The organism is Enterobacter sp. NFIX58 (genome assembly GCF_900110475.1).
Lineage (GTDB): Bacteria > Pseudomonadota > Gammaproteobacteria > Enterobacterales > Enterobacteriaceae > Enterobacter > Enterobacter quasiroggenkampii.
Genome location: NZ_FODW01000003.1, coordinates 562,835 through 577,851 on the forward strand (window position 1 = coordinate 562,835; position 15,017 = coordinate 577,851).

At 57.7% G+C, this 15,017-nt stretch carries 9 protein-coding genes; all 9 read right to left on the bottom strand.

Features of this window, described 5'->3' with window-relative positions; all coding sequences use genetic code 11:
- Positions 1 to 36 precede the first annotated feature (36 nt).
- The gene (bamB, locus tag BMW97_RS15975; protein ID WP_090392989.1) at positions 37 to 1,215 is read right to left on the bottom strand and encodes an outer membrane protein assembly factor BamB; all 1,179 of its coding nucleotides are present in this window, start codon (positions 1,213 to 1,215) and stop codon (positions 37 to 39) included.
- A gap of 10 nt (positions 1,216 to 1,225) precedes the next feature.
- Positions 1,226 to 1,846, bottom strand: a complete 621-nt coding sequence (locus BMW97_RS15980; RefSeq protein WP_008502136.1) for a YfgM family protein — start codon at positions 1,844 to 1,846, stop codon at positions 1,226 to 1,228.
- 13 nt (positions 1,847 to 1,859) lie between these two features.
- Entirely contained in the window at positions 1,860 to 3,134 is a 1,275-nt protein-coding gene (gene hisS / locus BMW97_RS15985; RefSeq protein ID WP_032622984.1) for a histidine--tRNA ligase, read from the bottom strand.
- Between the two features lie 80 nt (positions 3,135 to 3,214).
- Complete coding sequence (ispG, locus tag BMW97_RS15990; protein ID WP_008502138.1) at positions 3,215 to 4,333, bottom strand: flavodoxin-dependent (E)-4-hydroxy-3-methylbut-2-enyl-diphosphate synthase; 1,119 nt, start codon at positions 4,331 to 4,333, stop codon at positions 3,215 to 3,217.
- Between the two features lie 26 nt (positions 4,334 to 4,359).
- Entirely contained in the window at positions 4,360 to 5,376 is a 1,017-nt protein-coding gene (rodZ, locus tag BMW97_RS15995; protein WP_045908557.1) for a cytoskeleton protein RodZ, read from the bottom strand.
- Between the two features lie 293 nt (positions 5,377 to 5,669).
- The gene (locus BMW97_RS16000; RefSeq protein WP_014171168.1) at positions 5,670 to 6,836 is read right to left on the bottom strand and encodes a dual-specificity RNA methyltransferase RlmN; all 1,167 of its coding nucleotides are present in this window, start codon (positions 6,834 to 6,836) and stop codon (positions 5,670 to 5,672) included.
- 169 nt (positions 6,837 to 7,005) lie between these two features.
- Positions 7,006 to 7,437, bottom strand: a complete 432-nt coding sequence (ndk, locus tag BMW97_RS16005) for a nucleoside-diphosphate kinase (RefSeq protein WP_003860625.1) — start codon at positions 7,435 to 7,437, stop codon at positions 7,006 to 7,008.
- A gap of 156 nt (positions 7,438 to 7,593) precedes the next feature.
- Positions 7,594 to 9,918: a peptidoglycan glycosyltransferase PbpC gene (pbpC, locus tag BMW97_RS16010; RefSeq protein ID WP_045908556.1), complete on the bottom strand. Its 2,325-nt coding sequence runs from the start codon at positions 9,916 to 9,918 to the stop codon at positions 7,594 to 7,596.
- 1 nt (position 9,919) lies between these two features.
- Entirely contained in the window at positions 9,920 to 14,872 is a 4,953-nt protein-coding gene (locus BMW97_RS16015; protein ID WP_045908555.1) for an alpha-2-macroglobulin family protein, read from the bottom strand.
- Positions 14,873 to 15,017 lie beyond the last annotated feature (145 nt).

Below are 15,017 nucleotides of genomic sequence, written 5' to 3' on the forward strand. Positions count from 1 at the left end.
ACAGGAGCCGTTTAGTATACTACAACCGCCGGGTAATTAACGCGTGATCGCGTACAGCGTGCCGTCTTTTGCCTGAATCAGCAGTTTGCCGTCGGCCACAACCGGGTCGGTCAGGAAACCGGAGCTGTCGACTTTTTGCTGCGCAACAAAGCGGCCGTTATCCGGATCGATCCAGTGCATATACCCTTCGCTGTCGCCGACAACCAGGCTACCGTTGTACAGCGCTGGCGCAGTCAGCAGACGGTGCAGCAGGTCGCTTTGCGTCCACAGCGTCACGCCGCCTTCGGTACTCAGGGCCAGCAGACGGTCGTTCTGGTCAACCATATAGATGCGGTTACCCTCAACGATGAAATCATTTACCGAGCCCAGTTCACGTTTCCACATGATCTGGCCGCTACGCAGATCCAGCGCGGTCAGGTTGCCGTTGTAGGCCAGCGCGTAAACCACACCGTTAACGATGACCGGCGTTGTGTCCACGTCGCTCAGACGGTCAATTTCCGTTGAGCCAGTGGCCTGAGAGATACGCTGCTGCCAGATCATCTGGCCCTGCTGCATCAGCACGGCGCTCACGCGACCGTTGTCACCGCCGACAATGGCAGCACCAAATGCGGTAGCCGGGGCAGATTCGCCACGCAGAGAGAGCGCAGGCATATCCAGGTTAACGGTCCATTTCACCAGGCCGTCCGCTTCGTTAAGCGCCTGCAGCTGGCCATTGCTGGTATGAATCAGCACCAGGCCGTCGCTTACTACCGGACGCGACAGGGATTCACCCGCCACGGTTGTTTGCCAGGCAATGGAGCCGTCGCTGCTGTTCAGGGCATAAACCTGCGCTTTTTCGCTGCCCACGTAGACGTGGCCACCGGCAACGGTCAGGCCGCCAGACAGCAGTGCAGGCTTACGGGAGAACCAGCCGTCTTTTTCCGCCAGGTTAACGGACCACACTTCTTTTCCGTCATCCGCGTTCACCGCTTTCACGGTACCTTTGCGGTCAGCCGCATAGACAACGCTGTCTGCATACGCTGGATGAAGGTTGGAATAGAAATCACCAATCCCACTGCCCACGGAGACATCCCACGCGGTGGATGGGGTAAACTGGTTTTCAACCGTCGGCAGTGGGGACATTTTCACAACGTCTTCTTCGCCACTGAACAGTGAACAACCACTCAATAACGTAACAGAAAGCAGTCCTGGCAGAAGTAATTTACGCAATTGCATCGGGTCCCTCTCAGACGGACAAATTATTTATTTTCATCTGCATCATTTCGCTCAGCGCAGGTGAAGCATTGCTCTCTACGCCAGCTTGCCACGCTTTACGCGCGCCCGCTTTGTCACCTTTGCTCAGCAGTGCTTCACCGCGGAGATCGGCAACGATGGCAGCAAAACCTTCGCCTTTGATGGTATCGAGCGTTTTCAGCGCATCGTCAGCTTTCTTCTGCTGAACCTGAATACGTGCCAGGCGCAGATTGATCACCGCTTTCAGGTTTTCATCACTGGCGGCAGCAAGGCCCTGAGACAACTGTGCTACGGCTTTATCCAGTTCGTTCTTATCAACGTACTGCTGAGCCACTTCCAGCGCAGCCAGTGCACCGTAGGTGTTTTTGTTGTCAGCCGCAAATTTTTCTGCCGCCGTCAGCGTTTGCGGCTGATCGGCACGAATTGCGCTCACGGTATTTTCATAGGACAGGGACGCGCCGCGCGCGGAATCCGCCTGATGATTGTTCCAGTAACGCCAGCCTACCAGCGCACCGACACCTAAAATAACCCCAACAACCAGCGCTTTGCCGTTTTCAGCAAAGAAGCGTTTAATCGCGTCGACCTGATCGTGTTCGTTCTCGTAAATTTCCACGCAGTCCTTCTCCTTAGCCCAATAGAGTGCGCAAGTGCGCCGCAACGCCGTCCTGCGTTACCGTTGTCTGCTCACCAGAGCGCAGGTCTTTCACCACCACTTCGCCGTTGGCCACTTCGGACTCACCCAGCACCAGTGCGATACTTGCGCCCCACTTATCGGCACGAGCAAACTGTTTTTTGAAGTTGCCGCCGCCATGGTTGGTCATCAGCTTAACGCCCGGCAGCGCATCGCGCACGCGTTCGGCAAGCTGCATTGCCGCAGACTGCGTTTCCGCGCCTGAGGCCACCAGGTATATATCGACAACGGAATCTGCTTTAAATTCCGGATTAACTGCCTGAACCAGCAAAACAAGTCGCTCAAGACCCATCGCGAAGCCTACAGCAGGTGCTGCGCGACCGCCAAGTTGCTCAACCAGACCGTCATAACGACCGCCCGCGCACACGGTGCCCTGAGAGCCGAGGCTCGTGGTCACCCACTCAAACACGGTACGGTTGTAGTAGTCCAGACCGCGTACCAGGCGCTGGTTTACGGTGTAGGCGATGCCAGCCGCTTCAAGCAGCTTGCACAGGCCCGCGAAGTGTTCGCGAGATTCTTCATCCAGATAATCACCCAGCGCAGGCGCATCGTTCAGCAGTGCCTGAACATCTGCGTTTTTGGAATCCAGAACGCGCAGCGGGTTGCTGTACATGCGACGTTTGCAGTCTTCGTCCAGCTTCTCTTTATGCTGTTCCAGGAACGCCACCAGTGCATCGCGGTAGTTAGCGCGCGCTTCCAGAGAACCGATAGAGTTCAGCTCGAGGGAAACGTGATCGGCGATACCGAGCGCACGCCACCAGCGGGCGGTCAGCATAATCAGTTCAGCGTCGATGTCGGGGCCCTGCAGGCCAAAGACTTCCACACCCAGCTGATTGAACTGGCGATAACGCCCTTTCTGAGGACGTTCGTGGCGGAACATCGGGCCGATATACCACAGGCGCTGCTCCTGATTGTACAGAAGACCATGTTCGATGCCGGCGCGTACGCAGCCCGCCGTCCCTTCCGGACGCAGGGTCAGGCTGTCGCCGTTGCGGTCCTCAAAGGTATACATCTCTTTTTCAACCACGTCGGTAACTTCACCAATCGCGCGTTTGAATAACGGGGTCTGCTCTACAATCGGCAAACGGATTTCGCTGTAACCGTAGCTGCCGAGCACCTGCTTCAGCGTGCCTTCAATGCGCTGCCAGATGGCGGTTTCGCCAGGCAGATAATCGTTCATGCCGCGGATGGCTTGAATGTTTTTTGCCACGTTTATTCTCTTTCTATATACAAAAAAAACCCAAAGAATGGGTTCAATCATACATGGGAAGCTCGCGGCTTCCCATCACGTTATTTTTCAACCTGCTGAACGTTAATACGCTGTGTCTCGTCCATCATGGCGGCTTTCGCACGGATGCGGGCTTCAAGCTGGTCGATCATGTCGCTATTATCCAGACGATCTTTACGAACGCCATCTTCATAGAGACCACTTTTCTTGTTACCACCGGTCACGCCCAGGGTTGACACCAGTGCTTCACCCGGACCGTTCACCACGCAGCCGATGATAGAGACGTCCATCGGGGTGATAATGTCTTCCAGACGTTGCTCCAGGGCATTCACCGTCCCGATCACATCAAACTCCTGACGCGAACAGGTTGGGCAGGCAATGAAGTTGATCCCACGCGCGCGAATACGCAGCGACTTCAGGATATCGAAACCGACCTTGATCTCTTCGACCGGATCGGCCGCCAGCGAGACGCGCAGGGTGTCACCGATCCCTTCAGAGAGCAGCAGCCCCAGACCGATCGCGGATTTTACCGAGCCGCTGCGCAGGCCGCCCGCTTCGGTGATCCCGAGGTGCAGAGGCTGGTCGATCTGCTTTGCCAGCAGGCGGTAAGATTCTACGGCAAGGAACACATCGGAGGCTTTTACGCTTACTTTGAACTGATCGAAGTTGAGACGATCGAGATGATCGACGTGACGCATCGCGGATTCGAGCAGCGCCTGTGGCGTCGGCTCACCGTATTTTTCCTGCAGATCTTTTTCCAGCGAACCGGCGTTAACGCCGATACGGATAGGAATATTTTTATCGCGGGCGCAGTCCACAACCATGCGGATACGCTCTTCGTTACCGATGTTGCCCGGGTTAATACGCAGACAATCGACGCCGTATTCGGCCACTTTCAGTGCGATTCGGTAGTCGAAGTGAATATCAGCCACCAGCGGAACGCTGACCTGCTGTTTGATCAGTTTGAACGCCTCAGCGGCATCCATGGTCGGGACGGAGACGCGAACAATGTCCGCGCCTACACGTTCTAATGCTTTGATTTGATTGACCGTCGCTTCCACATCGGTGGTGCGCGTGTTGGTCATCGACTGAACGGCGATAGGTGCCCCATCGCCGATTGGCACATTCCCAACGTAAATCCGTTTCGATTTTCTACGTTGAATCGGAGCCTGGTTATGCATGAAAAATCTCCCGCGTTGCCCGTCTGTTACTGTGCTGCTGATTGTTCGGCATTAACGGTAAGACGTGCAACCTGGTTAGTTCTGATAAAGCGGCTCAGGTCGACAGGTTTTCCTTGATACTGGATCTGTACCGCTGCCGGAGCGCCGATTTTAAGTTTATAGGGAGCCTGGCCTGTTAGGTTTAACGTGCCATCTTTACGCTGCAGGCCGCTGAACAGTTTTTTACCTGTCGCGTCAGTCACTTCCAGCCAGCAGTCGGCGCTGAAGTTCATTACCAGCGCATTAGGGTCGGCTGCTGTTGTCGCCGTACCCGCCGGGCTGGTTGGCAGAGACGCTGCGGTATTGTCTGCAGGCTGAGTAGCTACAGGCGCGTTCGCCGCCGTATCAACATTTGCCTGAGAAGGGGCAACCACCGCATTTTGATCCTGAGCCTGAGGCGCAGCGGTGTTAGCCGTTGCTGCCGGAGCCTGTGCTGCACCAGTCGCCGATGCGTCTGGCGCTGCGGTCTGTGGCTCGCTGGAGGACGCCGCTCCGTCGGTATTCAGCGGCACGCTCTGGGCGTTATCATTTCCGGCCTGGTTGAGTTCGGCGGAGGATTGATCGGCCATGGTGGTGATCTCTTCCTGCTGCGCCTTGTGGTTTTGCCACCACCATGCACCGGTCAGACCGACCACCACAAACAGCACCAGCCAGGTAAAGCTCATCAGCCAGCCATCACGTTTTTTACGACGTTTCCCCAGGGAGAAGGTCTGCATCGGCGCAACTTTTGCTGCACGGACCGGCGCCTGCTTCTCCATCATTGGCAGTAATTCGTTTTCGGGGATGTGCACCAGTTTTGCGTAAGAGCGGATATAACCGCGCAAGAACGTTGAAGCCAGATCGGCAGGCGCCTTATCTTCTTCAATATCGCGAACCGTGGAAACCTTCAGGCACAAGCGTTCCGCAACGGCTTGCTGGCTGAGTCCGAGTTGTTCACGGGCGTTGCGAAGACGAACGCCAGTGGAGAGTGCTTCATGTTGGTCGTGAGTGGCTTCAGTATTCATTCGCTACAACTACTGGTACGTGAAAAATAAGGGTTCAGGCGCTGGTGAGTCACAATGCCACCCGCACCGCGAAACTTCTGGTCAGTTAACCTTGAACAGAGAGTATAAGACTGTCAGCCCGGAGATGACAGTACAGCCCTGCCCGTACGGCTAAACTGTTGTTACGTCGTTACATACTGCCCGAAAGTCGGATGAAACGCACCGTAATTATTGATCAGTCTTCACGAATCTGACTGATTATTCAGTAAGGTTATGTCTCACGGCGCAGATAATGCGCCGCGAGTGCATAATAATCAAACAGCTTTAACCGCGATCGTCTCGCCCTGCATGCGTTTACGCAGGGTGCGCTTGGTACGGTCAATGACATCACCAGCCAGCTGTCCACATGCGGCATCAATATCATCACCACGCGTTTTACGCACGATGGTGGTGAAACCATACTCCATCAGTACCTTGGAGAAACGGTCGATACGGCTGTTCGAGCTACGGCCATACGGCGCGCCCGGGAACGGGTTCCATGGGATCAGGTTGATTTTGCACGGCGTATCTTTCAGCAGTTCAGCCAGCTGATGCGCATGTTCGGTGCCGTCATTGACGTGGTCCAGCATCACGTACTCGATGGTCACGCGGCCCTGGTTGGCGTTGGATTTCTCCAGGTAGCGACGTACGGCAGCGAGGAAGGTTTCGATATTGTACTTTTTGTTGATCGGCACAATTTCGTCACGAATTTCATCGTTTGGTGCGTGCAGGGAGATCGCCAGCGCGACGTCAATCATGTCGCCGAGTTTGTCCAGCGCAGGCACAACGCCTGAGGTCGACAGCGTGACGCGACGCTTGGACAGGCCAAAGCCAAAGTCATCCAGCATGATTTCCATCGCCGGAACGACGTTGGTCAGGTTCAGCAGTGGTTCACCCATCCCCATCATCACCACGTTGGTGATAGGGCGCGTGCCGGTGACTTTTGCCGCGCCCACGATTTTCGCAGCACGCCAGACCTGGCCGATAATTTCTGAAACACGCAGGTTACGGTTAAAGCCTTGCTGCGCGGTTGAGCAGAATTTGCACTCCAGCGCACAGCCAACCTGGGAGGAGACGCACAGCGTCGCGCGGTCTTCTTCCGGGATGTAGACGGTTTCAACACGCTGATCGCCGACCGCAATCGCCCATTTGATGGTGCCATCCGCGGAGCGCTGCTCTTCCACCACTTCCGGTGCACGGATTTCTGCCACTTCTTTGAGCTTATTGCGCAGGACCTTGTTGATGTCAGTCATGTCATCAAAATTGTCGCTGCAGTAATGGTACATCCACTTCATGACCTGATCGGCACGAAACGGCTTTTCGCCCATCTCTTTGAAGAACTCGCGCATCTGCTGACGGTTCAGATCCAGCAGGTTGATTTTTCCATTTTTATTGGGAACCGCAGGAATGGCGACTTCGGAGGTATTCACTAATTCAGACATAATATTTACCGGCCTCGTTGTTACACGTTATGGCCCATGGAGGGTTGAATAGAAACGCCCCGGAAAGCGGTCTGCTCGTCCGGGGCGTTGCATTGTACAAAGTCTGGCGCAGGGATGCCACGTCTGGACGCGGCATTTACGAAAATAATGTGTAAACGAAACCGTTAAATTAACGGGTACGTGGACACACTTCGCCTTCTGCGAAGAAGAAAGCGATTTCGCGTGCAGCAGATTCAACAGAGTCAGAACCGTGGGTGCCGTTCTCGGTGAAGCTGTCAGCGTAGTCAGCGCGCAGAGTTCCTGCCAGCGCGTTGTCCGGGTTGGTTGCACCCAGCAGATCGCGGTGACGCTGTACGGCGTTTTCGCCTTCCAGTACGGATACCACGATTGGACCGGAGGTCATGAACTCAACCAGGCCGTCAAAGAATGGGCGACCTTCGTGCTCAGCGTAGAAGCCGCGCGCCTGCTCAACGGTCAGGTGCAGCATTTTGGTGCCAACAATTTTGAACCCTGCAGATTCAAAGCGAGCGAAGATGCTGCCAATAACGTTTTTTGCCACCGCGTTTGGTTTGATGATGGAAAAAGTACGTTCAATAGCCATGATAACCTCTGTCAATGTTCTGTTGTTTTGCATACCTGAGTATGGTGTGGCGCGGATTATAATGAGCAATGGCGCCATTGCCTATGGATTCAGGTAACATTTTTTTAAAATAAGACGAGTTTTAGCAACAGCTCACATCAGAAAGCTGTTTTCAGATCACTGAAGCGTAAAATTCACCGTCGCGACCTGCCCGGTCTCATCCATAACGAGTAACTGATAATCGCCCGACTTATCAAGCTGTAATGTGTAAACGCTTCCTTTCACATTCAGCGGTTCACCGTTCAAAAACCACCAGCGCTCACCGCTATTGCCGGTCGCCTGAAGCGGCAGCGAAACGCGGGATTCACCCGGGAGACGTTTAATAACGGCCCCTTCACGCACGCCGGTCAGAATGAGTGGTGCAGGTGCGTCCTGCGAGAGTGGAGGACAGGTTGTTGATGAAGGCGGAATCCGTACCGCACGACGCTCGGTTGCAGGCAGCCACGGCTCCAGCGGCAGCGGCCAGACATCCAGGACTTTTTCAGTAGCATCCGGGCAATCTGCGGCCACGCGTTTGCCGGTTTTATCCAGCCAGACCGGGAAACGGATCCCGCGTATGCCCTCCTGTTCGGGCAGGAGCAGCGTGGGCGGTTCACTGCCTTCCAGCAGCCAGGTCGACAGGCGACGTCGACAGTTTTCACTGCCTTCCGGTAGCGACTGGCCGCCCGGCCAGCAGATCACGCCCCGCCCGACGCTTGCCGGACGCGGATCGCGCGGCAGACGGGCTTCGTCTACCGTTGAGCGCGACTGAAGCAGGTTATTGACCTGGTTTAACAGCGGAACCGCGCTGGCAAACCCAAACTGTCCCGCCACGGGCGTGCCGTCCGGTCGTCCGGTCCAGATGCCTATCACATAACGGGCATTCAGACCGATGGCCCAGGCATCACGGTAGCCGTAACTGGTACCGGTTTTCCACGCCAGCGGCGCAACCTGGGGTAGCGCATTATCCGGCAGCGGCTGCGCTTCATTGGCCAGAATACGGCGAATAATCCACGCCGAGCCCGGTGATAACAGCGGACGTTCAGTCAGCGGATCGCCCGGCTGCAGGCGCAGCCTTCCCGCCTTACCGTGTCGGGCAAAAGCACTGTAGGCCGCAGCAATATCTGCCAGCCGCGCGCCTGCCCCACCGAGGATCAGAGACAGATTCGGCTGCGCCCCCGCAGGCAGGATCAGCGGCAGGCCTGCGTTGCTCAGCATCCCGGCAAATCGTTTTGGTCCGTAGGCTTCCAGCACCTGAACGGCAGGCAGGTTGAGGGAGCGTACCAGCGCTTCACTCATGCTGACCGGTCCATGAAACCCGCTGTCAAAATTCCCGGGCCGATAATCACCGGTTTTTCTGGGAACGTCCTGAAGCAGCGAGGCGGGATGGATCAGGCCATCATCCAGCGCCATGCCGTAGATAAAGGGTTTTAACACCGATCCCGGCGATCGGATCGCATTGACCATATCCACATGGCTAAAACGCGTGTCATCGTTGATATCCACCGATCCCACCCAGCCGCGCACTTTCATATCGGTATGATCGACCACGATCATCGCCAGCGAGCTGCGTGCCGGCAGGCGGGATTTCCAGTTCATCGCCAGCTCTTCCAGCTGCCGCTGCAGTCCGGCATCCAGCGTGGTGACAATTTTCGTGTCGCGACTTTTGCCGAGCATCATGCGTGCAAAGAGCGGCGCCAGCTGCGGCATCTGCCGGGGCGCCAGCCATACTGATTCTTCACGGGACTCTTTGACCTGCTTTGCGGACCAGACGCCCTGCGTCGCCATGCGGTCGAGCACTTTATTGCGCGCCGCTTCGGCCCGTTCAGGCCAGCGATCCGGGCGTAAACGACTCGGTGCCTGCGGCAGCACCGCCAGCAGCGCCGCGTCGGAATAGCTGAGCTGCGACGGCGGCTTGCCGAGATACGTCCAGCTTGCCGCACCCACGCCCTGCAGCGTACCGCCAAATGGGGCGCGATTGAGATAGAGCGTGAGGATTTCGCGTTTGGAAAGATGCCACTCCAGCTGCATGGCACGCCAGAGCTGGCGAATTTTACCGCCAAAGGTGCGCGGATGCGGGTCCAGCAGTCGCGCGACCTGCATGGTGAGCGTGCTTCCGCCAGAGATGACTTTCCCGGAACTGAGATCCTGCCAGGCGGCACGCAGGACAGAAAGCGGGTTTACGCCGGGATGATCCCAGAACCAGCGATCTTCGTACTGGATCAGCGCCTCAAGATAACGGGGAGAGACCTCTTCGATCGTAACCGGATAGCGCCAGATCCCGTCGCTATCGGCAAAACGCCAGAGCGGCGTGCCCTTCTCATCCACCACCACCCGGGCAGGGTTAACCTCTTTCAGCGGCAACGGCCACAGGCGGTCGGCGGCGACAATCAGCCCCCATAAAACGAGAAGCGCTCCCGCCAGCCACAGCCAGCGGGAGCGTGTCAAACGTGCCATTCGCATATTACGGAACAACAATCAGCGGGCCACTGGCCGCACCCGTTGCCCGCCACTGCGGCACATACATAGACTCGACCATCGGAACCGGCACCTGGTAGGTTCCCGGCGTCACGGCGCGCGCCAGATAAACCAGCGTAACCGGCTGACCTTCATTTACTGGCACGGCCGCCACAAAGCGGTCGTCGCGGAATTCCATATGCTGAATGTCCGCCTGCTGCATCTGGCTGAGCAGGTTCTGCACTTCGCTACCGCTGTCCTGCAGGCTGGCGCTGCTGCTTGCCAGGTTCTGGTTTTCCAGCTCCAGACCCGCAGGGAGGAGATCCACCACCAGCGCGTCCGGCACGTTCTGGCTGGCTTTGACTTCCAGCCATACCAGCACCAGCTCGCCGCTCTTCAGCGAAGAGAGCGATTTCGTGCTGCCGTCCGTAGCCAGAATATGGCGTTCAACCTGCAGCACGTTCGAGCTCGGCTGAGGAGCATAGTCAGGATAACCGGTGCTATCAAGGCGGACCCACAGCGGTGAAGTACCGGTATTGGTCACCTGCAGCGCGACAAGCTGATCGCCGCTCACGTTTTGTACCTGCGCTTTATCGCCACCTGATGCGGAATCTGACAGGGAGGTTTTCGCCTGCCATGCACCGGACAGAGTTTGCAGCGAACGACCGGCCAGGAACAGCGCATTGCTCTCCTGAGTGGACAACCAGCGCTGGCTGAAGGCCTGCTCAGACAGGGCATTCAGCAGCGTATTTTGCGCATCCGGCAGAAGTTTGTACTCCTCCAGCAGGGAGAGCATCAGCGCGTTATCGCGAAGCTGGCTGCCGTAATCGGCCATCCAGGTTTTGCTGTCGTTGCGCGGCGTTTTGAGCGCCAGATCCAGCGCCTGCTGGCTGCGCGGGGCATCGCCCATCAGCTTGAGCGCCATGCCCAGCTGCATCAGCGGCAGGCCGGACGCCGCCTGAGCGTGACGATCCCAGATTTCACGCAGCGCGCCCAGCGGCGCTTTTTGCTGACGTGCCAGCACCAGCGCGGCATAGGCCTGCACGGCGAACTTGCTGGCCTGCGTATCGTCGCTGTAGCGAATAGACATCATGCCCGGGTCCTGCAGGTAGCGCAGCAACCGGCTATTGGCATTATTCACCGCATCGGCGGGCACGCTGTAGCCCTGCTCGCCCGCACGGACCAGGAAGTCGGTCACGTAGGCCGTCAGCCAGTACTCTTCCGGACCGTTTTTATCCCACAGCGCGAACCCGCCGTCTTCACGCTGCATCTGCAGCAGACGGGAAATACCGATATCAATGGCGGCACGGCGTTTATCGTCCGTATCACCTTTGATGCCAAGCGCCGTTAGCTGCGCCGCGTTGGTGTAGAGCGACGGGAACAGACCGCTGGTGGTCTGCTCCAGACAGCCATACGGATAGGCCTGCAGTTCGCGAATATAGCGCGCCAGGTTGAGCGGTGGTTTGCCGCTCAGCAGCAGTTGCCCCTGCAGGGTGGCAGGAGAGAAACCGTTGCTGTGCTGCGCCGGTGCGGTCCACGATTCGCCAGGGTTCAGCATGGCACCGGTATTGACCGTCTGCGCCGGGAACGCCGGACGCACGCCGATTTTCCAGCTCTTCTGCTGCGGGGCGAAGGTCTCGCCTGGAAGCTGCAGGCCGGTCACCTGCGCGGTCACTTCACCGTCACCATAACCGTCCAGCGCGCGTACCGGAATAAACAGCGTGCTGCGCGCCCCCGGTGGCAGCTGAACCGGCTGAGGCTGCGCGCCTTCCAGCGCCAGTTTGCCTGTCGCGTTCAGGGCGATATTCAGCGTTTGCGGCTGGTCGGTCAGGTTAGTGATATCCAGCGTCAGCCGCGAGGTATCTCCGCTTGCCAGGAAGCGCGGGGTATTCAGCTCGGTAATGACCGGCGCGGCCACGATAATCTTGCTTTCGCTGCTGCCGAAATCCTCTTCCGTCCAGGCCTGCGCCATCAGACGCAGCTCACCGTTGAAGTCTCCAACTGGCAATGTAATTGTGCCTTCCCCGTTGGCATCCAGCGTAACCGGCTGTGCCTGCTGGGCAATGATGGTGACGTGGTTCACCGGCGGTTTGCCGCCGCGCTTCAGTTCATCCCCATCGCCACCAAAGCGCAGCGCGGCCAGACGGCCCTGCCCTTCAATGACCTGGCCGTATATATCGTAGATATCCGCGCCGTAACGCTTCTGACCAAAGAAAGCCTGCCACGGATCCGGCGTGACGTAATCGGTAATATTCAGCACGCCGCTGTCCACCGCCGATACCAGGACGTTCACCTTCTGCGGCACGGCCCCCTCTTTCACGCTGGCTTTCACCTTCACCGAGAGCGTCTGGTTTGGACGCATTTTCTGCGGGTTATCGAGCGCAATATTCAGGCGGCGATTTTCGTCACCCATCGGCAGATGCAGCAGGCCGACCGCGCGTTTCGGCGTGGCGGATTTGGATTTATCTCCGGGACGTACCACCAGCGTACTCAGGTAGAGGTCGTGACGCTTCCAGGCCTTGTCGACCGGGATAGCGAGATCCAGTCCGTTTGCCGGTACGTCGATCTCTTTCCACCACAGCGGCCCTTCGCTGGACTCGATCATCGCATAGCCCTTGCCTGCGGCTGGCGCGGCAATGTGCAGGTTGATGGTGTCGCCTGGCTGATAGGCTGGCTTATCCAGTTTCAAGGTCACGCGGTCAGGGCGTGCAGCGCCGGTGCCGTCGCTGTTATCCTGCCAGCTGTACCCCGCCCAGAAGCGCACGCTGCTGACCATCTCATCAGGCGCTTTCACCTCCAGACGATAAGAGCCCCATTCCACCGGGAAGGTGACTTTACCCGTTTCATCGGCCTTAAGCGTCAGCTCCTGCTCACCTTCGACCAGATCTTTCTGATCGAACTGAGACTGCCAGCCTTCGCTCTCAGACCAGTTCCAGAAGTAGTCCCGACGCTCGCGAATCAGACGAACCTGTAACCCGGAAACGGCCTTTTTCGCGCCGCTGGCATCGGCATACACGATGTCGAAGCTGGCGTTGCCGTTCTCATCAACAATCGGTTGGTTGACGGTCGTATCGGTGCGGTAGTCGTAAACGGCTTTACTGGCGAACTGAGGGCGAATACCCGGCAGCTCAGCCGCCGGCCAGATCGCCTGCTCAGCACGACGCGTCACCGGACGACCGCCCGACTCCAGCAGGCTGGCCTGCAGAATCAGCTGCAGCGGAGAGTGCACCTCTTTCCACTGGCTTTCGGTAGAAACCTGCCCACGTCCCTGCTCGTCCAGCGTAAGCTGCACTTCATCCAGGCTGCGGCTCAGGTTCTCTTCGGCGATATCACCAAACTGGAAGCCCGGCAGCGCGGCCACCGCGTCACGCAGCGGACGCAGGAAGAGCTGGCCCTGCAGAGAGTTACCGTTGGCCGGAGCGCCATACAGGTAATAGCCGACCACGTTAAAGTCGACGTTATCCTGCGGTGAAACCGGCGTTTTTTGTCCGCTCAGGTTGAGCGCCATACGCTCTGGCATGAAGTCTTCAACGTGGAAGTCCCACAGACGCTGCAGGTTATCGCCCGTGTTGGCGCGGATATGCCACATGCCGGTCTGCGCCCCGCTGTCCAGCGGATAGTTGAAGCGATAGAGTCCGTTCTCCGGCTTGACGACGATCGTACGCGCGACCTGTCCATCCGGTCGCAGCACGTCGAGCTTCACGGGCTGATCGGGAAGTGGCTTACCGTCACTGTCGCGCAGCAGGCCGTTGAGGATCACCGTTTCGCCCGGGCGGTAGAGATCGCGTGGGCCAAACATAAAGAACTGCTTGCTGTAGCCCGGACTCCCTGCGATATCAAACTCCGCCAGATCAAGAGCCGGAAGCTTGAGGTCAAGCAGCGTGGTCTGGCCGTCTTTACTGGCCAGGATCAGCGCGGCCTCTTTGTCGGTCTCAAGCTTTGCGTGGCCATCACCGTCGCTTTTCGCTTCGGCAAGCGTCTGCCCTTTATCGTTCAACAGGGTGACGGTGACGCCAGACTGCGCCGCACCGTTCTCCAGACTCTGGGTGAAGATGTCCAGGCGATTATGATAACGGTGAGCGGACAGGCCAATATCGCTTAAGGTAAAGAGCGTCGCGGCGTTGCTGTAGTTGTAGTGCCCGGCCTGGTTCATGACCGCGATATAAACGCCAGACTGCTGGAGCGGTTTAATATCCTTCAGGGGCAACAGTAATTTTTCGCGCGTGTTGCGCGCCGGATTAAGATCGAATCGACCGGTGTAAACCAGCTCCGCCATCTTCAGCAGGTTGTCGGATTCCCAGTTGGTCAGCGAGTTACGGTATTCCCACTGGCTGACAAGGGAAGCCAACGATTCCGGCTTCACGCGGTAGAAGTTGACGTCAACATTGTTGACGTTGAGCGCCATTACCGGCAACCCTTCCACCACCTTACCCGGCAGCAGCGAGCCGCGGCTGGCAAAACCAACGGTGGGTTCAACGTCCCGGGTGGTCAGGGCTTTCTCATAATCAATGCCGAACGTCGCCTTGTTCAGCGCCTGCAGGCCCCGTTCAACGGTGACGACCAGGTTGCGGTTGGGCTCCAGATGGCGCAGGCGAAGCTCTTTCAGGTTAGGCGCAAGTTCCCACGCCCCGTCAACTTTGCCGCTTTTTTTGTCCACGACATGCACGGTTTTCGCGAAATCCTGATCGGGATTCAGCGGAACCGAGAATGTCAGCACCAGCGTGGCGGCACCGTCGAGCTGAACTTCAGAGGCATCCAGCAGGGTCAGCGCTTTTCCCTGACTCTGGGCGGCGAGCTTAGCCAGCGTTTCAGCATTTGGCTTTTCCGCGGCTTTCGGTGTGGATGCGGTGGATGCCGCGGGAGCCGCAGCCTGAGATTTATCGTCGCTGTTATCACAGCCGACAAGCGTAAACGTGGTAAGCAGCGCAAGGGAGAGCGCGGCTAAGCGAAACGGTTTCATCCTTTGTCCCTGGCCCTGAGGGGGCCTGTTGGTCGTCGTCCGGATAAGTATTATCCGCAAGTTTCATTAATTCAAAAAGTCCAATTTTAGAATCTGGAAAGCGCCTCGCAGAATGGCAACACGCCGCTACGCCGTGATGGAACCG